Below are 24,883 nucleotides of genomic sequence, written 5' to 3'. Positions count from 1 at the left end.
CCGCAATCGCAAATCCCCTCTGTTGTGCCGCGACCGTGTTCGCCTTGTGTGAACGGGGCGGACATGGCCGAAGCGTCAGGGACCGCCGATTGCAGACAGCACCCGGCACCGGCAGTCAACTGGCCCTTGTCGACTTCGGGACCGGCTTCGACGGCTGATATTCCGGGGCAAATCCATCGGGTTGAGGAACGGATTGCGGACGACGAGGGACCAGCGAAGGGGCCGGATCGTCATAGACGCCGGAGGGGACCAGCGCCGGCGACGGATAATACGCGGGAGTGTTCGCATTCGGGACGTAAGCGGGCTGCGCGCCGGGATGTTGATTCTGCAAGACGCGCTCCGCCTCCGCCGCCAGGTTGGCGCCGACAGTCCCAGGGAACTTTTCCGTAATGGTCCGCAATTCCTGCTGCACCCGCTTCAACTCAGCCAGCGCTTCGGCCTGTCGCAACTGTTGATCGAGCAGGCCCAGAGCCTGTTGCTGCTGCTCGGGCGTCAGCGTCCGGAAGAGCTGCCGCGACTTCTCCACGTACTTCCGTTCCAGGTCGGACTCGGCCGGCTGTTCGGCGGCTGGTGCAGCGGCGGCCGGCGGCGGGGCAACTGCGTCCTGGGCCACGCTGCGGGACTCGGCGAGTTGCCACTGCCCGACGGCGTAGCCGGCCAGCGCGGTCGCGAGATAGAGGCCAATCGTCATACGGCGCATGAGATCATCCTGTACTTCAAGGGGATTCCGGGGAAACTTCGGCCACAGCCTATTTGGCTTCATCGGAGGGCGCAAATCCGTCATCCGACGCTGGCAGCGACGTCGGAGCAGCCGGCGCCGCGGCATCGACCGGCGTCGGCGGACTGATGATCGGCAGCGTCTGAATCGCCTCCAGCGCCTTTTTCGCCGCCCCGGTCTTCGGATACTTCTCCGAAAGCTGCTGCAGTTCGGTCCGGAGTCTCAACAGCTCGGCCGCAGCGTCCTGTTCTTCCATCGTGGCGACCATCTGCTCGACCGCCAACAGCCGCTCGTTCTCGCCGATGCCGCGGAACACTTTCAACGCGGCGTTCAGGTACTTTTCTTCCTGCTCGGTATGCGCAGCAATGGGAGTTGGAATAAACGCGGGAGCGGTTTTCGGCTGCGACTCGGAAGCTGGGATCTCGAATAACTCTGTCGGCACGGACTCGGTCTTCGCTGGCGATGGTTCGACTGATCGTCCAAAGAACTCGGGACCGTCTACAGTCACCGTCGGCAGTCTGGCAGCCGGCGGCTTCGCCTCCGCGACTGCCGCAGAGGCGACGGAAAGTCGGTCCGCCTTGTCCGCGTCGTCCCGAAACACCTGTCGCGGAGATTTCGGCACGGACAGTGATTGAGCCGCCGAGATTGGCTGTTGAAACGGATTGGCGCGGACTTCGACAACTGGGGGAGTAACCTGCGCCGCGATAAACGGAGCCGGTATCGCGGTCGCACGGCCCAGCATGAATCCGGCCAGGAGCAAAAATACGCCGGAGAGAATCGGAACCTGTCTCATCGGATCTGCCCTCCCTGTCAGAACGTGAACGGTCGCATTGTGGCAGACAGTCTGCCCAAATGTACGGAGGTGTTCAAGAGAAATCGTTGATGGTTGATCGTTGATCGTCGATGGCCGGAGCGAAGAGGAAGAGTTGGACCACAGGCTTCGGCTCGATGGTTGAGAGTCGAGCATCGCCGTGGCACGATGCAGTTTCCTAAAAACCATCAACGATCAACCATCAACCATGCTTCCCGACCATCCCTTTCGTGACTACCGCGGCCGGCGCGTCACCGTGCTGGGGCTCGGTTCGTTTGGCGGCGGCGTGGGGGCAGTGCGGTTTCTGGTCGACCGCGGGGCGCAGGTCACGATTTCCGACGCCCGGCCCGCGGAGCAGCTCGCCGAATCATTGGCCGAACTGGAGGGGCTGCCGGTCGAACGGCATCTGGGGGGAAACGATCCGGCGGATGTCACCGGGGCCGAGTTGGTCGTCGTGAACCCGGCCATCAAGCGGGACCATCCGCTGCTGAAGGCCGCGGCAGCCGCCGGGGTGCCGCTGACCAGCGAGATGAACCTCTTCTGGCAGCACAACCGCGGACGGGTGGCGGCCGTGACGGGCAGCAACGGCAAATCGACCACCACGGCCCTGCTGCACAATATCCTGCGGCAGGGACCGGGGAAGTCCTGGCTGGGAGGGAACATCGGCCGCAGCCTGTTGCCGGACGTCGATCAGATTTCGCCCGACGACTGGGTGGTTCTCGAACTAAGCAGTTTTCAGCTCACCGACCTCGACCGGTTGCAGGTCAGCCCGGAGGTCTCGGTGGTCACGAATTTCAGCCCGAACCACCTCGACTGGCATCCCTCGCTCGACCATTACCGCTGGGCCAAGCAGTCGCTGCTCCGCTGGCAGACTGCGAAATCGACCGCCGTGCTGAACGCTGACGATCCGGATGTCGCCGACTGGCCGTCCCCCGGCCGACGGGCCTGGTTTGGACTGACAGACGCGGGCCGGTCTGGTGCGTTTGCGACGGTCGGCGGCTGCATCGTGCGCGACAATGCGGGCGAAGTGACTTGGCCGTTGGGGGACTGGCTGACACTCCCCGGCCGACACAATTTGGCCAACGCTCTGGGAGCGATCGCCGCGGCGCGGGCCTGCGGAGCGACGCGTGAAATGGTGGAAGCCGGGATCCGCACCTACCAGCCGCTGCCGCATCGGCTGCAGTTCGTCGGCGAAGTCCGCGGGGTGAAGTTCTACAACGATTCGCTGGCGACGACGCCGGAGTCGGCCGAGGTTGCTCTGGAGGCCTTCGACCGGCCGATCGTGCTGCTCGCGGGGGGCTACGACAAACACGTTGACCTGAGCGGGATGGCCCGGGCGATCGCCCGAAAGGCCAAGGCGGTCGTACTGCTGGGGCAGACCGGCCCCCTGATCGGCGAGCTGGTGCGGCAGACGGAGCGAAATCGTTGCCTGGTTTCGCCCTCCCAGCCCGACTTCCCGACGGCGTTCGCCTGGGCCGTCGCAGCGGCCGAATCGGGGGATGTGGTGGTACTGTCGCCGGGCTGCGCCAGCTACGACTGGTTCCGGAACTTTGCCGATCGGGGAAGACGGTTCGAAGAGCTGGTCCGTGGTCAGTTGTCAGTGGTCAGTGGCGAAGAGGGAAAATCGGGAGTCTCCGGCGGAATCCGTGCCCCAACTGCTGGGGACAATTGAGGTTTGGGCGGCTCCGGGAGTAGAATTGGGCCGGGTTCCAAACGCGAGTGGGGCTTTGACGCTGCATTCCCAGGTGCGGTCAAAAACCAAACGTGTTTTGAGTTTGAGATTTCGTGCTTCGAATTTCGAATTTCTTGCCGGCAGCAGAGTTTGCGGCAAGAACAGACGAGATATGACGCAGAACAAAGGCGGCTCTGCCGCCTTGCCACCTGAGACGATTGAAGAAGGACAGACAACCGTGAAAGTGCTGGTGTGCGTGGATCATTCGGACTCGTCCCGCCGGGCCGTGGCGTTCGTCGGCAAGGTCTTTGGCCAGGGCGTGGCGAGCGATCTGAAGATCACTCTGTTTCACGTCGCCGAATTCCTGCCCGAGTTCGTGCTGACGGACCATGCCGAACCGGGTCTGACGCCTCGATCGCTGGCCGCCATGTGGGCCACGCGGGCGAAAGAAGACGGCGAGAAACTGCTGGAAGAACAGCGTGGAACGCTGGCCGCCGCCGGAGTTCCAGCCGGAGCGCTCGAATCCAGACTGATCGCCACCGACTGCCTGCCTGAGGCCCGCAAGGTGGCGGCCGCGCTCACGATTATCGAAGAAATGCAATCCGGCAACTACGATGTCGTCTGCATCGGTCGTCGCGGGGCCAGTCAGATTTCGTCGTCATTCATCGGCGGCGTGGCGGAAAAGATCCTGCGGGAAGCAGCGGGACGGACTGTCTGGGTGGTTGACGAACCGCATGTCTGAACGTTTGATGAATTGAGGGGGAGCTGATCGCCGGGCGATTCCGTCCGGCGACAACTCCGCATCGGTTCTCGTTCAAATGAGGCGGGCTGGAAGGTTGCAAAAGCCGGGAACCCTTCGGATCACAATTTCGTCTCAAATGCGGGGCACATCTGAGTCGAGCGGCCCCGGCGAAGCCAGCCGCTTCCCCTGAGTTTCTCACGGCCGTCTCCCGCAATCCCATCAAGTCATTCGCCGCCCCCCATCCGAATTCTCTCCGAACGGAAGGACTCCAGAGCATGGACTTCGCGATTTGTCCGAGTTGCGGCCAGTCGGTGCTGGACGACGATGCCGAAGACTGTCCGTTCTGCGGTTCTTCGATGAAGGCCAAGCCCGGTCAGGCCAAACCGGCGCCAAAACCCTCGGGCAAGGCGCCCGCTCCCGCCGCCGCACCGGCCGCCGGTAAGCCTGCGTCAGCGAAATCACCAGCCGTACGACCGCCCGGCAAACCGGCCGTGGATGACGATTCGCCGTTCAGCGCCGCCGAAGAAGCCGAACGGCTTGTTCCCGTGGCCCAGGCCAGCCCGACGCCGACGAAGGGAAAATCGCACGAAGTCCGCTGCCCGATGTGCGAAACGGTGGGTTATGTGTCGAAGGGTGCGATCGGCAAACCGGTCAAATGCGCCAATCCCAAGTGCCTGGTTCCCGTCTTCGAGGTGCCGCCGGAGCCGGAAGCTCCTCCACCTCCCCCCCCGCCGAAGCGGAACAACCTGATTCCAATCGCCATTGCCACGGTGCTCGTCGTGGGCGTCCTTGGTGGCGCGGCGTACTTCCTGGCGATGCAGCCATCGACGACCGCTCCCGTTGTGACGCAGATTGATCCGGACATTCTGAAAAGCATGAATGGCGATACGGATCGCCCGAAGAACACCGAAACGCCCAAACCAGCCGTGGAACCGGTGAAGCCCGATCAGTCGGTAGAAACCGTGAAGGTGACGCCGGCCAAGGAGTGGATCGAAAAGGCTCTGCAACAGATGGTCGACTCGTCGACGGCCCTGCGGTCGCAGAATCGGAGTAAGCCATTCTGCAGGCAGCAGGCGGCGATCGGCTACGCGCTTGTGGGTGATATTGCCGCCGCACAGGGCCAGGTCGAACAACTGCTGAAGGTCGGACCGGAAGTCCCTTACTACCGCATTCCCTGCCTGACCGCGATTGCCTGGCAGGAACTGTCAAAGGGAGCGAGCGATGCGGCGGTCAAGTCGGTGGCGACGGCGTTCCAGGACGTCGCGAGACTGCCGAAAGTGGGTCGATCCCAATTGGAGGATGCATCCGGTCTCGCCGCGGTGCTCGTTGCCACCGGGCGGGCGGACGACGCACTGAAGCTGCTCAATCAACGGCAGAAGTCCACGCTGGAAGCGGAAACGGCCGCGGCCCTGCAGATCGTCCGGGCGGCGCGAACCTTCGATCTCGATGAATGGTATGCGAAGCGGCCGCTGTCGACCTGGGTGGCGCCGCAATCGGCGGCGGCAGTCGCCTCGCTGGTGGCTCACGGCAAAGACGACGAAGCCTGGAAGTTCGCCGAGCAGCAAACCAGTGCGGATGCCAGGGCCGATTGCCTTGTGGAGTTGTGCCGTCAACTGGCGCTGCAAGGGCGTTCTCAATCCCCGGAGGGACTGATCAAGAAGCTCGAATCGCACGGTCCCGCGATCACCATCCACGGAATGGCCATGCACGCCCTGGGATTGCGAGTCCGGGCGCCGGATGCGGACATCGCCAGCTTCGTTCAGAAAGCATCCGAGATTGCAGAATCGCTGACGCCTCCTGCCGAACCCAGACTGCCCGACACCAAGGGAGTCATTGACTTGAAGTTGTCTGCTCCAGCTCCTCTCGTTCAATCTGCAGTGGCTCTTGGACAGTTGTGCCAGCTTCAGGCGGCGGCTGGACAGCCAGCACCCGCCGCAGCGACGCTCGAACGTTCTCTACAGTTTGCCCGAGGCATGGCCCCGGCGCTGGACGGCGTCGTCGAACTCGCACGGCAGACGCAGCAGACCAGCGCCGGCATTCTGCAAATCCAGCTCCGCCAGGAGCTGAAGCTCAAGACCGATGACGACGCCCGTCTCACGACGAATGCCTATCGCCGGAATGTCGATCAGCTCGACGCGGCAGCACGGCAATCCACACTGCTCCAGGGAGAGATTCTGAAACGGGCCGTCGGGTGGGGACTGGCCGAACCGGTCTGGGACATCGTCAGCCTGAGGACGACGGACGACGATGTTGCGAATCGAGTGAACTTTATGACGACGGAAGTTCCCGCAGTTCTGATTGAGGCATTTCGCCGCGGAAATCAGTCCGAGAAGCTGAACGCCGTCCTGGCTCTCTGGAAGCAGTTGCAGCAGACCGACGCGCCGCCGCGTCCGGAGCTTGTGCAGTTTGAAGAGCTGCTGGCGGCCGGTGAGGCGACGCGCGGTGCACGGCAGCTCTCGGAACTGGACAGCGTCGACACGCGACGGGACGAGTGGGCGCATGTACTTGCCGCGCAGCAGGTGAAGAGTCATGGCGGGGCGGCGGCCTTCGGATTCATCTCGCAATTGAGCGACATCGTCCTTCGGGAAGAATGTTACGAGCTGGCCGCCAGCCTGGCCGCACTGCGCGGACAGGCGCCGGATGTCTGGAAGCAGGTGCAGGCGGTCAATTCGGCGACTGAAAAGGTGGCGCTTTGCCGCGGCCTGATCGCCGGATTGACGAGCCCTTCCGCAACGCCTTGAGGGGGCTGCGATCCGATTCCGGCCGGCACGCTCATGTCGTCCGACATGGCGGCCCGATTTGCGGAAGACCGCAAATTGCGCCGCCGCTGAGCCCAGCCTTCAGAGCTTACGATGTCCGATGGTTTCGTCGCGAATGATGAGGAAGTCCGCGGGAGTCGTAGCGGTTTGTCGAAGTTTTCGGGGCGTCGTGCCGACTCTGTGTATACATTGGCGGTTCGGATTGCAGTCGGGAAATCCCTCAGTTTGTGACTTCCCCCTGCGGCAGATCGAATTTAAAATCCTGCGCCGTAAGGATTAAGCAGCGCGCCCGCCCGAGGCAGGCGGACGTTGACCGCATAAAGGAGTCGACTGTGATGGTGCGGAAGGCAGGGATGTGGGCGTTGGCTGCGGCGGTTTGGGCCTCTGCGCCACTGCCGATTCAGGCCCAGGATCAAGTCCGGCTCACGATTGTGCAGCCTGGTCACGACGGGTTGGATGCAGATCTGATCGATCTCGTCAAGCAGGCCCTGACGCCGGCACTCCAGAAGCAGGCCGGCACCCTGCAGGACGTCCTGGACGAATTCGAAGTGGGTGTGGATGGCGCCAAGCCAATCGTCGTGGATCTGGTGTTCACGAAAACAGGGATCGAGTATCAGGGAGCGATCCCCTATCTGCCGCCCATCGACAACAAGCGCCAGGGACTTTTTGCGAACCTGTCGGGCTTCGGCTTCAAGATTTCACCCGTTAAGAATGATCCGACACTCCATGAAGTGCGCGATCCGAGCTTGCCGAAGCCCTTCTACCTGCGCGATCTGACCGGGCCGCAATATGCCATCATGGCCAACGATCCGGCCTCCATCCCCAACACGCTGCCGAATCCCCAATCGCGCGTCGCCGCCTGGCTGGGGAACGGCCGGGACATCGTGGTCCATCTGGAACAGAAGCCGGAAGGGGCCGACGCCCGTAAAGCTGCAATGTCCGCCGCTCGCGAGCAGCTCGAATCGGTGCTGAAATTCAATCGCGACGAGTCGAAAGAAGACTTCGCGTTTCGCAAAGCCACGGCGACGCTGAATCTGGCCGAGATGGAGCGGTTCCTGCTCGACGCCCAGAAGTTCACAGCCGCATGGACGACCGACGTCCCGGCCGGCAAAGGGCACGGCGAACTGGAGCTGATTGCTTTTCCCGGGAGCTCGCTGGCGAACAGCATCGAACTCGCCGCCAGCAAGCCGAGCTATTTTGCCAATATCGCACTGAAGCCGGACGCCGTTTTCTACGGTCGCATGAGGTTTCCGCTCGACTCGTTCCGCAAGGAGCAGTTGAAGCTGTATTACCCGACACTGCGGCCTGTCCTGAAGAGTCAAATCGACACGCGAGAGCGACTGACGGCCGACGGCAAGGTCGCGGCCAAGCAGGCGGCGGATCTTTTCGTCGATCTGTTCGAAGCGGGTCTGGCCGACGACGCTGTCGACAGCTTTGTTCAGATCGAAACTGCCAAGAATGGTCATTCAATGATCGGCGGCATCCGGGTGGCGGATGGCGCCAAGGCCCCCGAAATCCTCAAACTGCTCCCGAAAATCCAGAGCGAATGGAAGGTCAAACTTGACGCGGAGAAGCACGGCGAAGTCACGATCCACCAGGTGACGCTGCCCGAGCGGTGGCACGACGAGTTCAAGACCATGTTCGGCGGCGAACCGGTCCTCTACGTCGGAACCTCAAAGGACGCCGTCTGGGGCGCTGCCGGAGACGGATCCCTCGAACTGCTGAAAGCGGCGATTGACGCGGCGGCCAAGCCCGCTCCGGAAAAGGTCGATCCGAAGTTCGTTGAAGCGGGCGGACAGTTCGGCCCCGGCGCTCGGCTGATTGACAAAATGGTGACGAAGCAGCACTCGGACAATCCCACAAAGGATAAAAAGATCCTGGCCCAGCGAAAGGAACGCGAACGGATCATCAAGCTCGCCGTCGACTCCTTTAAGGACGGAACCGATCGCTCGACGATGGAACTCTCCCGCGAAGGCGACACGATCCGCGGCTCCGCAACAATCAATCCGCCGGTCTTCCGATTCCTCGGCAGCGCGATCGCCGACTTCGCCAAGGAAAACCTCAACTGACGCCGGAATGTCCCGGTCACCGTCTCGTGCATGCTGCAGAGAGCCGGCTGAAGTCCCTCAACGGACTTCAGTCGGCTCTTTTTGTTTGGAAGGCGGAAGTTGCCACGCCACCACATTCCACCGGCAGAATGACCAATGCCGGCCGATCCGCCGCGTATTCCCCTCCGGCATCAATCGGCTTATGATACCCCTTCGACCACGGAAGCGAGCGCGGTGTGCGGTGCTGCGCGAACGACGCCGCTCCGGTCGACAGGGACCCACGACCATGGATTTGGCGCGACGAGTCTGGCTGATCCTGCTGCTCGCCAGCGGCAACGGCCTGCTGGCTGCCGACGAAGCAGCGAAGCCACCGGCCCATGCGAAATCGGCCCCGGAGTTTCGTCTGCCGGCTCCCGATGGGGGGACCTTCGAACTCTCGCCACAGTCGACCGCCCCCTTCACGGTCATCTGCTTTCTGGGAACGGAATGTCCGCTCGCGCGGCTCTACGGACCGCGGCTCGCCGAACTCCACAGAGCGTTCGGGCCGCGCGGCGTCCGGTTCGTCGGCATCAACAGCAATTCGCAGGACTCCCCTGACGAAGTCGCCGCCTACGTTCGCGAATATGCAATTCCCTTTCCCGTCGTCAAAGACCCCGGCCAAAAAGTGGCCGACCTGTTCGGCGCCCGTCGATCCCCGGAGGTCTACGTCGTCGACCGGCAATTAACAGTCCGTTACCACGGCCGCGTGGATGACCAGTACCAGCCTGGAGTCGCGCGCAGCCAGCCCGGCCGCGAGGATTTGCGGCTGGCTCTTGAGGATCTGCTGGCGGGGCGCCCGATCCAGGTCGCCAGCACCGACTTCACTGGCTGCCTGATCGGCCGGAGCCGTCAGGCGGTCGCAGGCCAGCACGTCACCTTCTGCAAACAGGTCTCGCGAATCCTGAACCAGCATTGCGTCGAATGTCATCGTCCCGGCGAGATCGGACCGTTTTCGCTGACCCAGTACGACGACGTGACCGGCTGGGGCGAGACGCTGCTCGAAAGCATCGACGCCGGCCGCATGCCCCCCTGGCACGCCAGCCCCGACCACGGACATTTCGCCAACGCCCGGCATATGCCGGAGGCCGACAAGCAAGTTTTGCGCGACTGGGTCGCCGGCGGCATGCCGCTGGGAGACGAATCGGAACTGCCGTCGTCTGCAGAGTCCCTGGCCGGATCTCAGCTTATGCGCACTCCCGATCTCGTTGTCGACATGCGTGACCGGCCGTTTCGAGTTCCGGCAACCGGGACCGTCGAGTACCAGTATTTCGTCGTTGACCCCGGCTTCACCGAGGACCGCTGGATCTCGGCCGCCCAGGTGCTCCCGGGGAACCGGGCCGTCGTCCATCACTGCATCGTCTTCATTCGGCCGCCCGACGGAACAGGGCTCCGCGGCGTGGGCCTCCTGACGGGCTACGTTCCCGGCCAGCGCAATGCGGAATTGAAGCCCGGCCGCGCACGCCGGGTTCCCGCCGGCTCGAAACTTGTCTTTCAGATGCATTATACGCCGAACGGAACCGAACAGTCCGACCTGACTCGGATCGCACTGAATTGGATGCCTGCCAAAGAGGTCACGCATCAGGTCTACTCGCTGGTGGCGATCGAGCAGGAGTTCGAGATCCCCCCGCAGACTGCGGGGTTCCCGGTCCACGCTCGAGTTCGACGTCTTCCTCCCCAGGGCGAACTCCTGGCCATCACGCCTCATATGCACGTACGGGGCCAGTCGTTCCAGGCCTTCAGCCGCCGCAGCGGAAAGGAAGAGGTGCTGCTCGATGTGCCGCGCTATGACTTCAACTGGCAGCACGCCTACCAACTGACCACGCCGCTCGACCTTTCGACGATTGATTCGCTGGAGTTCACGGCAAAGTTTGACAACTCGTCACGCAATCCCGCGAACCCGGATCCCGCGGAGTTCGTGACGTGGGGAGACCAGACCTGGGAAGAGATGGCGCTGGCCTTCTTCGAAGTGAGCGAGCCCTTGTCTCGAGACGGGGTGGGGCAGCCGTCCCCCAGACCGGTCGCTGCAACGGTCGCGAAACCCGCTCCCGAGCAGGACCGGGCTGCGGAGATCAATGCGTTCGCGGCCGATTTTCTCGACCGCTTTGATCGCGATCGAAATGGGATCGTGGAACGGACCGAAACGCCGCTGGTGTTTCGAACCTACGGGTTCCGCGAAATCGATGCGAACGGAGACGGCGGGCTCACGCGAGACGAGGTCGAGGCGGCCGCCCGGCAACGGAAGCCGCGTTAGACGTCTCGGACGTCATTCGCTCCGGCTGAACCCTCCCCGACTCCGATTCCTCCCTTCAGCGTGCGAGGCCCGTGTTGACGATCTCCCGCAAGTTTGGCCGCGCGACCGCCTGGATCGTCGACCATTCCTGGCTCGCCGGGTTGTTCATCGCCGCCATGAGCGGCCTGGCCATCGTCGGATACATCAATCCGCATCTGCTGACCGAGTTGTTCAAACAACCGCCGCTGGCGACGGCGACTCCCGTCGCCGCTCCTCCCCCTGCCGCCACACCCCGACGCCCGCCGGACGTCCAAGCGGTCGACCTGACCCGGGCGCACGCGACGCTGGTCGTTCAGTCGGACGACGTCTTCACACCCGCCGGCGCCAAAGCGCTGCGGCATATGGTCGAGGAGTTGGAAGCTCTCCCCTATGTTTCCGACGTCCTCTGGATCGACCGGGTCCCGTTGCTCAACATCTTCGGTTTGCCGGAACCGGTGCTCCCCAAGTCCACGGCCTCCGACAACCGGTTTGCGGCTGCGAAGGAACGGGCGCTGAAACATCCGCTGATCGCGGGACAACTGATGTCCCGCGACGGTCGCACACTGCTGATGATGGTCAATTTCGACTGGTTGTTCGTCGAACGCGACGAAGACTGCACGGAACGCCTGCGGGAAGTCGCAGTGGCTGCAGCAGCCGAATCCCCGGAAGTCAAGTTTTCGGTGCTCGTGACGGGGCGCGTCCCCATCCATTTGACGATGCTCAAAACTCACGAAGCCAACGAAACCAAGTACCAGGTCATCGGCTATGGAGTCGTGCTCCTGATGGCCGTCGTCCTGTTCCGCGGATTCGGTTCCGTATTGATCGTGGCCCTCGGCCCAGCATTGGGAGTCTTCTGGACGCTCGGAATTCTGAGGTTCTTCGACCTGCAGGACAACCCGTTCAATGACGTCGTGCTGCCGGTGATGCTCAGCCTGGTCGGCCTGACCGACGGCGTCCACCTGATGGTGCAGATTCGCCGGAAGCGAGCCCACGGCATGAACGCGCATGAGGCGACGCGAGCCGCGCTCGAAGAAGTCGGACTGGCCTGCTTCCTGACCTCTCTGACCACGGCCATCGGTTTCTGGTCGCTGACGCTGGCCCGGCACGAAATCGTACAGACGTTCGGCTGGAGCTGCGTCCTGGGAGTGACCCTGACCTTCTTCGCCGTGCTGACCGTGATTCCGCTGGCCTGCATTTCCTGGATCGGTCGCTGGGTCCCTCCCAGCGATGAGGAGGGCTTCATCGAGCGCCATCTCCATCGTGTCAGCGGACTGATTGACGTCGTGTTGAAGCGTCCGAAACTCGTCAGCGGGCTGGGCATTGCCATCACGGCCGTCTGCTTTCTGATTTCCCTCACGTTGCGCCCGGACGAGCGGAGATCCAGCTACCTGCCGGCGGGAAGCGAGTCCGTCAAAGCGATGCAGGTGATGGATCGCGCCCTCGGCGGCCTGGAGTTTTCCGAGGTGAGCGTCCGCTGGACCGACGAAGTGCAGGAAGATTCGCCCGAAGTGCTGGAAGTCATCACGCAAGTCGATGATCTGCTGAAGGCGGAGCCGCTGCTGGGGAGCCCGATCTCAATCCGCAGTCTCGTTGACGCTCTGCCCGGCGACGGACCGCCTGCGGAGCGGATGTCGATGCTGGAGCTGCTCCCCGCACCGCTGAAGCGGGCCTTCTATACGCCGGAGTCGCGCCGGGCGTCCGTCGACTTCCGCGTCCAGGATTTGGGAATTGCGCAGTACGGCGACGTCTTTACGCGCGTCGAAGGGAAACTCGCCGCACTCAGCCGGGCCCATCCGGAATTCACGCTGGTGCTTGACGGCTCCGCGGTCGGGCGCTGGCGCAATCTGTACCAGATCGTCGTCGACCTCGCCTCCAGTCTCGGCAGTGCGGCGATCATCATCTTTGTCGTCCTGGGCCTGGTCTATCGCTCGGTGCGAATCGGGCTGATCGCCGTGATCCCCAATGTCTTTCCGCTGGCGGTGACGGGCGCCTACCTGGTCTTTACCGGTCAGTCGCTGGAAGTTGTCAGCGTGTGCGCGTTTACGGTCTGCCTGGGAATCGCCGTCGACGACACAATCCACTTCCTGACCCGCTACCAGGAGGAAGTCGGCCGGAGCGTGACTCGCGACGATGCCATCCGAAAGGCGTTCACCGGCGTGGGGACGTCGATGATCATGACCACTCTCGTGCTGGTCGTCGGATTCTCAACCGTGATCTTCAGCGACATGCGCGACCAGCGGATTTTTGCCACGATGGGCGTGGTGACGCTGGCGGCGGCCCTGCTCGGCGACCTGATCATTCTGCCCGCAATGCTGTCGTGCTTTGCCAGAGAACAGGTCGGAGGCGCGACGAGCGATCCCGCGAACGAGCCACAAATTTCGTAATGGCGATCTGCGTTCACAGGGGCGCAACCGGGCCGCGCGCCCCTTGAACCCAGCGAACTCAAAGAGTCGGCAGTTCGAAACCCTTTCGCCGCGGGCGATCGAGCAGGGCATTGGCCTGCTCGTCCCCGGCGAACTGTTCGCCGGCCGGATCCCATCGCAGCTCGCGTCCGACGGCGCGCGTAATATTCGCCAGGTGGCAGACCGAGACCGACCGGTGGCCGATTTCCACGTCCGCCACCGGACGATTCCGGCTGCGGATGCAGTCGAGCCAGTCCTGCATATGCCAGCGCGCCTGCCAGAGCGCAAGCTGGTCGCTCCACTTCCGTTCCTCTTCCTGGAGATCGATCTTCTTTTTCAGCTCTTCGGCGATCTCCGGCGGATTCGAGGCAAACTTGTTCCGGTTGATTTCGAGCTTCCCCTTCTCGCACACGAAGATCGCCCCGCCCATCGGACCGCGGCCGGGTTCGATGACGAAATTCACGTTGACGCCATTCGCATAACGCATGGCTACTTGCCCGTTCGGCCCATCCGTCAGCGGACGCATCGAGACCGGCCCGGTTTCGTCGGCCCCCAGCGCCCATTGAATCTGATCGACGCCGTGGGCGCCCCAGTTCGTCATCTCCCCGCCGGCGAAGTCCCGCCAGCGCATCCAGCCCATCCAATCGGGGTGAAACGGTCGCTCGGCGGACTGATTGAGCCACATGTTCCAGTCAAGCCCCTCGGGGACCGCGGCTCCGGGAGGGAACGGAATCGGCGAAGCCTCGGCGCCGCCGTAATTGATCGCTCGGACTTCGAGAATCTTTCCCAGTCCGCCGCTGCGAACCAGTTCGCAGGCCACGCGATTGACCGCCATCGAACGCTGCTGTGAGCCGACCTGCAACACGCGATCGTAGCGACGAACGGCGTTGACCAGCGCCCGACCTTCGTTGATGTAAAGGGTCAGCGGCTTTTCGGCATACACATCCTTGCCAGCCTGACAGGCATGAATACACGGGACGACCCGCTGGAATTCGCCCGTCGCGACGATCACGGCGTCGATATCCGGTCGGTCGAGAAGTTTGCGGTAGTCCTGATAGACCGGCCAGTCCCCCTGGGCCTTGGCCTTGAATGCCTCGGCCCGTGGCAGATTGCAGTCGCTGAGCGCCACAATCTGAGCCGACTCAGGAAGTTGCTGCAGTAACAGGCTCGCGCGTCCGCCGACGCCGATGGCCCCGACTCGAATTCGGTCGTTCGCTCCTGGCCGTCCAGGCGCCGCCAGCACGTGCCTGGGAATCAGCATTGGAGCCGCAGCCGCTCCCGCGGCAATCGCCGCCCCGGTCGACAGAAAATCGCGGCGACTGTGACGACGCGGCAAGTCAGGATGATGCTGGTCCATGAGGGCGGTCTCACTGAGCGGGGGAGTGTCGTGATGACAGACAACGGGGCCTGATCAGTACCGTTGTAGCCGCCCACGACCGCATCTGCCAAGGTTCATCCCCTCGGGCGATTCCGAATCCGGACGGAGACCGCCTGGCCGCGCATGGTTCCCTCGGGGCGTGGCCGACTTCTGCGCGAGACCTCTGCGTTTCCAGCAGCCTCGATCGACTTCGGCAACGCAATTGCGACGCTTCTCGGCGGAGCGCAGTCGCCTCCGTCGGATCGAATCCCTCGCCGAGCCTTTCGGCTCAGTTGCCGGTCCGGCCGATTTCCGTGACGTCTTCGATGACAATTCCTTCACTCGTCCGCGACCAGCGCACGCGCAGCGAAGCGTCGTCGCCGAGGTCAAGGCGACCGGTCTGCGACGCGCCATTCACGACCGCGTCGCCGCGCGCCGTCAGGTTCCGGAGCCCGTCGTTCAATGCCGCCTCGGAGATCGCCCGCTGCGGACGCGACAGCAGCGATTGCAGTCGAGTTGCGGCATTCGGACTGACAAGGATGGATGGCCCCGCGTCGCCAATTGCGATCGACGGCTTCGAACCGGAAACCAGTTCGAGGGGCGTCGCGGACCTCTCACCCACCCAGGCGTCCGGCATCGCGGCGGCGCGGGCGGGAGCTATGGGAGATTCCTCCTGCCGTCCGGCGTCCGCCACATTGCGGGAGAACTCGGCGGATGTGATGCTGTTGTTGACAGCGGGCCGCCGCGAACTTGAGCCGACGTGAATGTTCCAGCTTCGACCGGCGACGACGTCGGAGCGCCAGACGCCCGAAGCGAACAGCAAAATGATGCCGGTCGCAATAATCGCCAGCATCAATGGAAGCGTATTGCGGTGGCCCAGATAGTGATACAGCAGTTGGCGCCGGTGTCGACGGATCAACTGCCGCTTCTGATAAGCAATCTGATCGACTGCGGGTGACCAGTCACGCCGCTGAAGTCCGACGAGAGCGTGCGCGGCTTCCTGCTTCACATAGCAGATGCGGACCGGGACGGTCTCACCGTCCAGTTCCAGTTCTGCGTCGTCCGACTTGAACGACGCCGGCGCCCCTTCGACTTCGACGCCGAATCCTCCCGCCGACACATCCTGCACCCGGACGGTAAACGTCCCCTGCCGGGTCGTCAGGCGGCCCTGCTGCTGCAGAAAGTCGACCGGCATGCGCAGGTTATGCCGACCATCCGCGGCAGGCCCGTCGGTCAATGTCGCCGCCTGCGTCAGGCCGCCGGTCACCATCCCCTGCACTCCCTCGGAATCTCACGCATGAAGCCAAGTCGCAGACAGTCGCCGGGAAACGCAGTGGCATGTAACGCCTCACCCTCCCGGACTCTGCAATTCAACTCTGCGGAATCTTTCGAAGTCGTGGCGACCGAGAATCGGGACCGTCTCCGGAATTCTCCGAGGAAGTCAGGATAAGCCTGCCGTTCCGGTCGTGCCGACGAATCTCCTCCGACCGGCCGTATACGCGTGTCGGGGCTTTGTGACGGTAACCGAGCGAAGCAGTCCCCCGCCCGGGCCTGCCGACCGCAACGACGTGCCCCCATCGCCGCCAGGGTTTCACCGTTTCAACTGGCGATCGAAGAATTCGAACATCGCCCCCTCGGCCCGCTCGGCGTCGGCGCCGCGGAATCCGTGCCCTGCCCCGTCCAGCTTCAGAATCTCGACCTCGACTTCTGCAGCCTTCAACCGGTCGTGAATCCATTCCGCCTGCTCGAATGCCACATACTTGTCTTCCGTGCCATGCAGGAGCAGCGTCGGAGCCGCCTCAGGTGTGACCCAGTAAAGGGGGCTCGCCAGGATATGCCGCCGCCGTTCCTGCGTCGCGTCGCCTCCCAGCCACAGCGGCAGGACTTCCGCGGCGTCGACGCTCTTCCCGTACGACCGAGTCAGATCGCTCGGACCGTAGTAGTTCACCACGCAATTTACGCGGCTCGAGAATTCCGGATTTCCGCCTTCCCCTTCGAACTGCGCAACGCCCCCGGTCACCCCCAGAAACTGTACTAGATGTCCCCCCGCCGAATCTCCGACCACGCCGATCCGTTCGGGATCGATCCGGTACTTGTCGGCGTTGGCGCGGAGCCAGCGGACGGCCGCCTTTACGTCGTAAATCGCGGCCGGGAACTGATATTTGGGGGCCAGCCGATAGGTCACCGTCGCCGCGACATAGCCTCGCTCCGCGAGTTTCCGGCAGCGCTCGTCCCAGCCCTCACGTTTGCCGGCGCGGAAGCCGCCGCCGTGAATGCACAGGATAGCCGGCGCCCGCCCTTCGATTTGCGCCGGACGCGCCAGATTGAGTTGCAGATGCTGACCGTCGGGATTGGCGTATTCGATGTCCTTCTCGAAGATCAGCTCTTCGGCGCCGGAGACCGGCGCCACGATGACCAGAAACAGCAGTGTGAAAAAAGTCCCGAAGCACTTCATGAAAAGATTCCGGTCTGCGAGGGTGGATTTTCTCAGGGAGCTGCTGGCATTATGCCGCCGGGGCGCCGGCAGAGCGACCCGACGACGATCTGTTCCGACCCGGTCTCATGGGGATGCATTGCATGTTCGATCTGCTGATTCGCAATGGTCGCGTCATCGATCCCGCCCAGAATCTCGACGCACGACGCGACGTCGCCGTGCGCGGCGGACGGATTGCAGCCCTGCTCGAACCCGGATCGCCGGCCGAAGCCCCCCATTCGGTCGACGCTGATGGCCGGTTCGTCGTCCCGGGCCTGATGGACTTCCACGTTCACGTATTCCCCGGCGTGAGTCACTTCGGGACGGAAGCCGACCCGATCTGCCTGGCGCGCGGCGTCACCAGCGTCGTCGATTTCGGCACGGCCGGCAGCCTGATTTTTGACGGCTTCCGCCAGTATGTCATCGACAAGGTTCAGACCCGCGTCTTTGCCCTGCTCCACATCGCCGGACAGGGACTCATCAGCAGCCGCCCCCTGCCGACGGGAATCGGCGAGCTTCACGATCTGCGTTATTGCAGCGTCGAGAACGCCGTGCGGATGGTTGACCGGCATCGCGACGTCATCTGCGGCATCAAAATCCGCCTGACGGACAATCTCGCCGAAGAAGGTCGCAACGAGGCCGAGGCGCTGCGACTGGCCCGGGAAGCCGCCGACCAGGTCAGGTTGCCGCTGGTCGTCCACAGCCCGAACTCATCGCTGCCAATCGGGCATATTCTTTCCCAGATGCGGTCCGGGGACGTTTTGACCCATTGCTATCACGGACATCGATGCGGCCTGGCGGATGAGACGTTGCAGGTGCTGCCCGTCGTCCGCGACGCCCTCCAGCGGGGCGTGCTGCTCGACGTCGGCCACGGCATGGGAGCCTTCGACTTCCGCGTCGCACGCAGTCTGCTCGAACAGGGCGTCTTGCCCGAATTCATCAGCAGCGATTTGCATCACTACAACGTCGACGGCCCGGTCTACGACCAGGTGACGACGCTCGACAAATTCCTCCATCTCGGCATGGAACTTCCGGAAGTGATCCGGCGGACAACCGCGACGGTGGCCCGTTTCCTGGGACGTCAGGATGAGCTCGGCACGCTCAAGCCCGGCGCCTTCGCGGATATCACCATCCTCGAACTCCTGGAGGGCGAGTTTCCGCTGACGGACTCAATGGGCCGTACGGAAACCGGACGCCGGCGCCTGGAGCCAACCCATGTCTTCCGGGAGGGCCGACAGTTCGGCATCCTGCCCCGCGCCGGCGGTTCAAACTGAAACTACTTGGCAGCCGCCTTCGCTTCGATCGCCTTCCAGAGGGCGTCCGCGATCGCCTGCATCCCCTTGTCCCCCGGATGCGCCGCCACTCCCGCATGCGCGATCTTCCGTTCCGAGCGGGCGTAGTTGGCTTCGTCCCGGCCGAGCGCTCCGATCTCCACAAACACCCCGCCGACGCTCTCGGACGCCTCCTTGAGCGCCTCGTCTTTCGCAGCATCCGCCCAGAAACTGCTCCGCACGATCACCGTCGGCTGCCGCGCTCCCTTCAGCTTCGACAACAGCCCCGAGACCGCCGTCTTGAACGCGACCTTTTCATCGTCGCTCTTCAACGCCGGAACATTCTCGCCAATCGCCAGCACGATCAGATCGGCCTCGAAGTCGATCGCCGGCTTGATCCCCGCAGCCACGTCGTAGGTCGAATATTGCCGTTCGAAATCGGCGATGTTCCGGACCAGGGACTGCGGCTGCCCGCCGGCGGCCTTCGCCACCCGGCCCAGCAGCAGATGGACAAAGTCCTTGTCCGCAGCACTCGCTGCCATCCCCCAGTTCCCGGTCCAACCGATGTTCTCCGCCGGACCGTGCAGCGTGATGCTGTTCCCAAGGATCAGCACCCGGCCGACCGGCAGCGCGCCGATCTGCAACTTCGGACGCCCGGCAGCGTCCGACTCCGGGGCCTTCGGCTCCGCAGCATGCCCGAAACCCGAAACCAGTGCCGCCGCAACACCTGCCAGCGTGCATGCCGTAAACACAGTGAGAGAAATCCGCATCTGTTCGTCTCGCTTCCACCAGTTGCAATTCGCGACTTCGTACGCAGCGACACTCTATCAGAACACGCCAACGAGGCGCAACGCCGCGACGGCTGCAAAGACCAGCAGAAAGCCATCGAAGATTTTCTGCGGAATGCGAGTCACCAGCCAGCGCCCTGCCAACAGCCCCGCGGCGATGAACGGGACCAGCACGACGTTCAGAGCCAGCGTGTCCGCATGAATCAGCCCCAGCCCCGCGCTGAACGGAACCTTGAAGACATTGATCGCCAGAAAGAACCAGGCGCTCGTCCCGACAAGCTCGAACTTCGGCAGCGCAACCGCCACCAGGTACAGCGCCATGATCGGCCCGGCGGCGTTCGCCAGCATCGTCGTGATACCGGCCACGAGGCCGATCATCCAGACAAACCACGTCTGATGCGGCACATGCTCATACAGGTTCGGCCGCCAGAGCCTGACGAGTTGCAGAACCGTCAGTAGCAGAATCACGATCCCGACCAGCGGCTTGAACTGCGATTCCGAAAGTTGCCCGATCAGCAGCGAACCGGCGACAACCCCTGCCGCGGCGGGAGGCAGCAGGCGGCGGATATAGTCCCAGCGGGCGTGCTGACGGAACGTCGCCACCGCCAGCACATCCCCGACGATCAGCATCGGCAATACGACGCCGGTCGAATCGCGAGCCCCGAACAGAAACGCGAAGATCAGTACGTGCAGCAGGCTGACACCCGACAGCCCGCTCTTGGAAATCCCGATCCCGGCCGCCGCCAGCACGGCCAGACACCATTGCGCGGACGTCAGATCGGGCATCGTAGCAGGACGAACTCGTAGGGAGGCGGCGCAGACGACACGGAATACCGATCAACAGACTTCGACACGTCCCTGGAGTCAACGGCCCCAAGTCCGGGGCTACTGTCGCGCGGCCCGACGACGAATGCCCGGCTGAGCGATGTGCGGCGCCGGCATCCGGTGAATCTCAGGCTCCGGGTCCGGCGTCGGAGTGGGTGTGGTCGGGGGAGGTGACGCCGCAGCGGCGGACAGCGAACGCCGTTCCGGACGGAGGCAGAGCAGCGCCGGCAGCAGCAGCAATTCGCCGAGCAGCGAGGCCAGCATCTGAGTCGTCATCAGCCAGCCGAACCGGGCCGTCGGGCTGAAACTGCTCAGACAAAGAGCCATCATACCGACGCTGCAGATCAGCGTGGAATCGAGCATCGGCTCGCCCGAATGCTGCAACGCTCGACGACACGCCTCAACCGACGAGTGTCCCTGCCGGTACGCCTGCTGGTAGTGCACCAGAAAGTGGAAGGTGCAGTCGACCGAGATCCCCAGCGAAATACTGCCGGTCATCATCATGCCGATATCGACCGGCAGTCCCCAGAAGCCGACGCCGCCGAATACGAGCCAGATCGGCAGAATATTCGGCACCATCGCGATCACCGCCGAGACGAACGATCTGAGAGCCAGAATCATCACCAGGAAGATCGTCAGACACGCGGCCGTAAAGCTCTGCCAGAAGCCGTCAAAAATCTCGAGCTGCGCACTCTTCAGAAGCGGTGTGATCCCCGTCAACGTGACAGGTTCGCCTTCCAGCTCGCTGGTCAACTGTTCCAGCACCGCCACTGCGGAGAGTCCCGGCAGGTTCTGAATCCGGGCGGAGATTCGCCACAGGTTGTGATCGTTGGCGGTCAGGCCGTCGTCCCCGCTGTAGGACTGCGCCGCCGACAGCATTCGCGCCGCCGCGAAGGCCCCCTCCGGGCCGTGCGTCGGAAAAAACGTCGCCGCGGAAAGCGTGTGCCGCACGCCCGGGTGCGCCGCAATGCGTGCCTCAATCCCGCGCACGCGTTCGAGCTGATCGCCGAACGGCAGCTTCCGGCCCTGGAAATCGACGACGATCTCAATCGAATCGACATTGGTCAGGTCGCGTTCGATCGTCCGCAAGTCCGTCAGAATGCGACTGTTTTTCGGCAGGAATTCCACCGGATTGATATCCGACCGGAGCTGAACGATTCCCAGCCCGGTCACCGCCATCACAACCACCGCAGCTCCCAGGATGCGGAGCCGATGCACTCCGATCCAGCTTCCCCAGTCGTAGAAGTTGACGCGGAACTGATTGGATGTGACGGTCGCTTGCGGCCAGACGACCAGCAGCGCCGGAACGATCCCCATGCCGACCACCAGCGCAACCACCGATCCCATCGCCGCGGCGTAACCGAACTGCGCGACCGGAAGGATGTTGCTGACGTTCAGCGAAATCAGCCCCAGCAGCGTCGTCAACGTCGACAGCGCACACGGCCACGCGGATTCGCGCAGCGCCTGCTGCAGCGGGTCCGCAATATTGTCACGGACCGCTTCGCTGTAGTAACTGATGAGGTGGACCGCGATCGAGAGGGTGAAAATCATCACCATCACCGACAACGATCCGAGAATGAAGTTCATCTCGCCGCCGCACCAGGCCAGCACGGTCTGATTGGCAAAGATGCCCCAGACCGTGACCCCCAGGACAGCGAGACTCATTCCGATATGACGCAAGGAGAAGTAGAGCAGTCCCAGGCTGACCGCCAGCGTGATCATGAAGAAGCCCTTGCTCGACTTGCTGCTTCCCAGCCGGTCGAGTTCGGTGACGATCACGGGGGCCCCGGTCAGAGCGACTTCGGCGCCACTGAGCTGGCAGTATTCCAGAATCTCTCGAACGACGGCGACCGTGCCCGCCCGGTCGGCGAGTCCTGCGTCGGAGAGCAGGACCATGACGCCGGAGGTCGCACCGTCGGCCGACTGCAGCAACCCCGTCAATCGCCCCCGGGCTTCCTCGGCGGAAACTGAGAGCTGCTCCATCCGCGCCACCATCCGGTCGGGCGTCCAGACCTGACGCACCTGCGGCGCTCGTTCAAGTCGTCCAGCCAGCGCCTCGAGCTCGACCGGCGTTGCCGACGATTCGGGGACTCCGACGAGAATCACCTCTTCGGCGCCAAAATCGAGCTTGAAGTCCTCGTAAACCTGACGGACCTCCGTGTTCCGCGGCAGCCAGGTTTCAATGTCGTTATTCGACGGAATCTGCTCTGCCTGGTAGGCAAAGAAGGGGAACGACAAGGCCACGCCCCAGAGAATCGCCTTGCTGTACTTGCGGTAGAACTGAGAGATCATAAAGCAGTCGGTCCTTGCGCGGCGTCAGGAGCTGTGCGGGCGAACGGAGCAAAGTTCGGCAAAGGACTCGGAAAAATCGGGATTCGACTGAGATTGACGGCGGCGTCTGCCGACGGCCATCGAGTCGGGCCGCCGTCGAACGCTGTGCCGGCGATCCGCAGTTCGCCGAGAGCGGCGGACACGGATATGCGCAGGGGACAATTCTCAGCCCCATTACTTTCGACGAACGGGCGGCAACACGAATTGTGAATCACGAGAGGAAGTCGTTGCGTCGGGAGACCCGGCGCGGTCATCCCGCGCACGTAGACTTTGCGGGGAAACCCTGACGGCTTAGTCAGGATCGCGATCGGGTAAACGGCGACGGCCTGGAAAATTCTGCCGGCCGCGCAACACCTTCCCGTCCTTAAAACGGAAAGACGAACGGAGCCACCAGAACGGCGATCACCATCATGATCAGATCCAGAGGGATGCCGATCCGCAGATAGTCGCTGAACTTGTAGCCACCCGGACCATAGACCATCAAATTGGTCTGGTATCCAAAGGGTGTGGCAAAGCCGCACGACGCGGATATCATCACCACGATCAGGAACGGCAGCGGGCTGACTCCCACGGCTCCGCCCCAGGTGGCGACCGCCGCGGTCTTGATGGCAATCGGGATCATCAGAGCCGCCGCCGCGTTGTTGGTGACAAGCTCGGTCAGCACCAGCGAGACAAAATAGATGACGGCGAGCTGCACCCAGGCGTTGTTGCCGACGAGGCTCATCAGCCCGTTGGCGATCAGCGTCGCCGCGCCGCTGGCTTCCATGGCGGCGCCGAGCCCAAGGGCGGCGCCGATGACAATCAGCACGGACAAATCGATGCTGGATCGAGCTTCGCCGATCGTGCAGCAGCCGGTCGCGACCATGAAAATCGCCGCGACCATCGCCGCGGTCAGCATGCTCAATCCTCGACGGCTGGTTTGCGCCACTGTTCCAATGGCCGCGGTGACCCGAGGCTCCCCGTCCGCAAATGTCAACTCGCTTGTTCGAATCGGGACTTGCTGCAGTGCCTCGCCCGTCTCGACGTGCTGGCGATCTTTGACCATCTCGACGGAGACCCATGCCCCGCCACGGGTCTTCCACGCAGAGTAGTCCGGCACGACGGGCAGGGAAGCCGCCAAGATCATGGCGAGCATGGTCGCCAGGGCGATCCAGGCCTGGTTGTGGCGGACCGGCGCAGAGTTTTCGACGTGGCTGACCAGAAAGAAGTCCGCGGAGTTCCTCTGATCGCGGGCGAAATCCGCATGCGCCTCCAGCAGCAGGACATCGCCCGGCTGCAGGACGATGTCGCCGATCTTGCCGGGAATTCGAGCCCCGCCGCGAGCCACCGCCAGCACCGCGGCGTTGTACCGGGTGCGAAATCGCCCCTCACGGATGTTCTTCCCCACCAGGGGGCAGCGATTCGAGACGACGGCCTCGATCATCGCCCGCTCGATCACCGGAGTGTCGAGCTTGAAGACCTGATTCGTGGCCGGCAGCAGGCCTCGCGTCTTGCGCAGATCCACCACCGACTCAACCACGCCGACGAACACCAGGCGGTCGTTTGCGTGCAGTCGTTCCCGCGGACTGACCGCCGGCACAACCTCGCCAGCCCGCTCGATCTCCACCAGATACAGACCCGGCAGATGCCGCAGCCCCGCCTGCTCGACGGTCTGACCGACCAGCGGCCCCCCCGGCTGGACCAGCATCTCGACCGTATATTGCCGAGGATCGTCGCTCAGGCTGATTGCCGGCTTGCGATCGGGCAGCAGGGAGCTGCTGAACACCATCAGGAAGATGACGCCGCCGATCGCACAGGGCAGGCCGACCCACGTCAGGTCGAACAGGCCGAACTCTTTCAGTCCGTACGCCGGCAGTTTTCCGTTGACGACCAGATTCGTACTGGTGCCGATCATCGTGCAGACGCCGCCGAACGTCGCCGAATAGGCCATCGGCAGAAACAACTTGGACGGACTGATTCTCGCCCGCTTGCAGATGTCATCGACCACCGGCATGAACATGGCGACGACCGGAGTATTGTTGAGGAAGGCGCTGAGCGTCGTGACCGGCAGTAACAGCCGGGCCTGAGCGGAGCGCAGCGATCTGGGACGTCCCAGCAGCGGGGCGGTAATCAGCGACATGGCGCCGGTCTGGACCAGCCCCGCCACGACCACGAACAACAGCGCAACCGTCAACAGACCCGAATCGCCAAATTGTGTCGCCGCGGTCTTCACATCCAGCAGCCGCGCCGTCCCGGTCAGTTCGCCGACGATCACAATTGCAGCCAGCGCCGCCATGACGATCAGGTCGGCCGACGCCACTTCCAGCGCCAATCCCACCAGCATCAGGCCGACGACGGCCATGACCAGAACGGCTTCCCAACCCATCTTCGTCTCCGGA

At 63.4% G+C, this 24,883-nt stretch carries 16 protein-coding genes; 7 read left to right on the top strand and 9 right to left on the bottom strand.

From position 1 onward, the window contains the following. Positions 1 to 115 precede the first annotated feature (115 nt). Both SH412_RS07955 and SH412_RS07950 read right to left on the bottom strand, forming a co-directional pair. Positions 116 to 700, bottom strand: coding sequence for a hypothetical protein (locus SH412_RS07955; RefSeq protein ID WP_336522978.1), 585 nt, complete (start codon positions 698 to 700; stop codon positions 116 to 118). Between the two features lie 49 nt (positions 701 to 749). Then, a complete protein-coding gene (locus tag SH412_RS07950; protein ID WP_336522977.1) occupies positions 750 to 1,160 on the bottom strand; it encodes a hypothetical protein in 411 nt (136 codons plus the stop codon). 529 nt (positions 1,161 to 1,689) lie between these two features. Between SH412_RS07950 and murD the strand changes: the two genes are divergently transcribed. From murD to SH412_RS07920, 6 genes are all read left to right on the top strand, one after another. After that, complete coding sequence (murD, locus tag SH412_RS07945; RefSeq protein WP_336522976.1) at positions 1,690 to 3,201, top strand: UDP-N-acetylmuramoyl-L-alanine--D-glutamate ligase; 1,512 nt, start codon at positions 1,690 to 1,692, stop codon at positions 3,199 to 3,201. A gap of 172 nt (positions 3,202 to 3,373) precedes the next feature. Continuing rightward, positions 3,374 to 3,943: a universal stress protein gene (locus SH412_RS07940; RefSeq protein WP_336522975.1), complete on the top strand. Its 570-nt coding sequence runs from the start codon at positions 3,374 to 3,376 to the stop codon at positions 3,941 to 3,943. Between the two features lie 275 nt (positions 3,944 to 4,218). Next, on the top strand, positions 4,219 to 6,684 hold the full coding sequence (locus SH412_RS07935) for a hypothetical protein (protein WP_336522974.1): 2,466 nt from the start codon (positions 4,219 to 4,221) through the stop codon (positions 6,682 to 6,684). 353 nt (positions 6,685 to 7,037) lie between these two features. Beyond that, positions 7,038 to 8,771, top strand: a complete 1,734-nt coding sequence (locus tag SH412_RS07930; RefSeq protein ID WP_336522973.1) for a hypothetical protein — start codon at positions 7,038 to 7,040, stop codon at positions 8,769 to 8,771. Positions 8,772 to 9,036: 265 nt separating this feature from the next. Next, on the top strand, positions 9,037 to 11,040 hold the full coding sequence (locus tag SH412_RS07925) for a redoxin domain-containing protein (protein WP_336522972.1): 2,004 nt from the start codon (positions 9,037 to 9,039) through the stop codon (positions 11,038 to 11,040). A 71-nt stretch (positions 11,041 to 11,111) separates the two neighbouring features. After that, positions 11,112 to 13,442, top strand: coding sequence for an efflux RND transporter permease subunit (locus SH412_RS07920; RefSeq protein WP_336522971.1), 2,331 nt, complete (start codon positions 11,112 to 11,114; stop codon positions 13,440 to 13,442). A 58-nt stretch (positions 13,443 to 13,500) separates the two neighbouring features. On the opposite strand, the gene SH412_RS07915 is transcribed toward SH412_RS07920, so the two are convergent. The 3 genes from SH412_RS07915 to SH412_RS07905 all read right to left on the bottom strand — a co-directional run bounded on the left by SH412_RS07915 (position 13,501) and on the right by SH412_RS07905 (position 17,272). Next, complete coding sequence (locus SH412_RS07915; RefSeq protein WP_336522970.1) at positions 13,501 to 14,817, bottom strand: Gfo/Idh/MocA family protein; 1,317 nt, start codon at positions 14,815 to 14,817, stop codon at positions 13,501 to 13,503. Positions 14,818 to 15,106: 289 nt separating this feature from the next. Then, positions 15,107 to 16,087, bottom strand: coding sequence for a PilZ domain-containing protein (locus SH412_RS07910; protein ID WP_336522969.1), 981 nt, complete (start codon positions 16,085 to 16,087; stop codon positions 15,107 to 15,109). Positions 16,088 to 16,408: 321 nt separating this feature from the next. Further along, complete coding sequence (locus SH412_RS07905; RefSeq protein WP_336522968.1) at positions 16,409 to 17,272, bottom strand: alpha/beta hydrolase; 864 nt, start codon at positions 17,270 to 17,272, stop codon at positions 16,409 to 16,411. 122 nt (positions 17,273 to 17,394) lie between these two features. Here SH412_RS07905 and SH412_RS07900 point away from each other — a divergent pair, with 122 nt between their 5' ends. Continuing rightward, the gene (locus SH412_RS07900) at positions 17,395 to 18,564 is read left to right on the top strand and encodes an amidohydrolase/deacetylase family metallohydrolase (protein ID WP_336522967.1); all 1,170 of its coding nucleotides are present in this window, start codon (positions 17,395 to 17,397) and stop codon (positions 18,562 to 18,564) included. A gap of 2 nt (positions 18,565 to 18,566) precedes the next feature. Here SH412_RS07900 and SH412_RS07895 read toward each other — a convergent pair whose 3' ends face one another. The 4 genes from SH412_RS07895 to SH412_RS07880 form a co-directional block, all read right to left on the bottom strand. Then, the gene (locus tag SH412_RS07895; RefSeq protein ID WP_336522966.1) at positions 18,567 to 19,331 is read right to left on the bottom strand and encodes an SGNH/GDSL hydrolase family protein; all 765 of its coding nucleotides are present in this window, start codon (positions 19,329 to 19,331) and stop codon (positions 18,567 to 18,569) included. A 57-nt stretch (positions 19,332 to 19,388) separates the two neighbouring features. Then, a complete protein-coding gene (locus SH412_RS07890) occupies positions 19,389 to 20,135 on the bottom strand; it encodes a sulfite exporter TauE/SafE family protein (protein WP_336522965.1) in 747 nt (248 codons plus the stop codon). 99 nt (positions 20,136 to 20,234) lie between these two features. After that, a complete protein-coding gene (locus tag SH412_RS07885; RefSeq protein WP_336522964.1) occupies positions 20,235 to 22,466 on the bottom strand; it encodes an efflux RND transporter permease subunit in 2,232 nt (743 codons plus the stop codon). A 403-nt stretch (positions 22,467 to 22,869) separates the two neighbouring features. Next, on the bottom strand, positions 22,870 to 24,870 hold the full coding sequence (locus tag SH412_RS07880; protein ID WP_336522963.1) for an SLC13 family permease: 2,001 nt from the start codon (positions 24,868 to 24,870) through the stop codon (positions 22,870 to 22,872). Positions 24,871 to 24,883 lie beyond the last annotated feature (13 nt).

Origin of the sequence: Planctellipticum variicoloris (genome assembly GCF_030622045.1) — a bacterium.
Lineage (GTDB): Bacteria > Planctomycetota > Planctomycetia > Planctomycetales > Planctomycetaceae > Planctellipticum > Planctellipticum variicoloris.
This window is presented reverse-complemented; position numbering and strand designations above follow the sequence as displayed.

What these genes read in the sequence shown, in the direction of transcription:
- SH412_RS07955 (WP_336522978.1), bottom strand. Translation starts at nt 700, where the DNA reads ATGCGCCGTATGACGATTGGCCTCTATCTCGCGACCGCGCTGGCCGGC.
- SH412_RS07940 (WP_336522975.1), top strand. Translation starts at nt 3,374, where the DNA reads ATGACGCAGAACAAAGGCGGCTCTGCCGCCTTGCCACCTGAGACGATT.
- SH412_RS07935 (WP_336522974.1), top strand. Translation starts at nt 4,219, where the DNA reads ATGGACTTCGCGATTTGTCCGAGTTGCGGCCAGTCGGTGCTGGACGAC.
- SH412_RS07930 (WP_336522973.1), top strand. Translation starts at nt 7,038, where the DNA reads ATGGTGCGGAAGGCAGGGATGTGGGCGTTGGCTGCGGCGGTTTGGGCC.
- SH412_RS07925 (WP_336522972.1), top strand. Translation starts at nt 9,037, where the DNA reads ATGGATTTGGCGCGACGAGTCTGGCTGATCCTGCTGCTCGCCAGCGGC.
- SH412_RS07915 (WP_336522970.1), bottom strand. Translation starts at nt 14,817, where the DNA reads ATGGACCAGCATCATCCTGACTTGCCGCGTCGTCACAGTCGCCGCGAT.
- SH412_RS07910 (WP_336522969.1), bottom strand. Translation starts at nt 16,087, where the DNA reads ATGGTGACCGGCGGCCTGACGCAGGCGGCGACATTGACCGACGGGCCT.
- SH412_RS07905 (WP_336522968.1), bottom strand. Translation starts at nt 17,272, where the DNA reads ATGAAGTGCTTCGGGACTTTTTTCACACTGCTGTTTCTGGTCATCGTG.
- SH412_RS07900 (WP_336522967.1), top strand. Translation starts at nt 17,395, where the DNA reads ATGTTCGATCTGCTGATTCGCAATGGTCGCGTCATCGATCCCGCCCAG.
- SH412_RS07895 (WP_336522966.1), bottom strand. Translation starts at nt 19,331, where the DNA reads ATGCGGATTTCTCTCACTGTGTTTACGGCATGCACGCTGGCAGGTGTT.
- SH412_RS07890 (WP_336522965.1), bottom strand. Translation starts at nt 20,135, where the DNA reads ATGCCCGATCTGACGTCCGCGCAATGGTGTCTGGCCGTGCTGGCGGCG.
- SH412_RS07885 (WP_336522964.1), bottom strand. Translation starts at nt 22,466, where the DNA reads ATGATCTCTCAGTTCTACCGCAAGTACAGCAAGGCGATTCTCTGGGGC.
- SH412_RS07880 (WP_336522963.1), bottom strand. Translation starts at nt 24,870, where the DNA reads ATGGGTTGGGAAGCCGTTCTGGTCATGGCCGTCGTCGGCCTGATGCTG.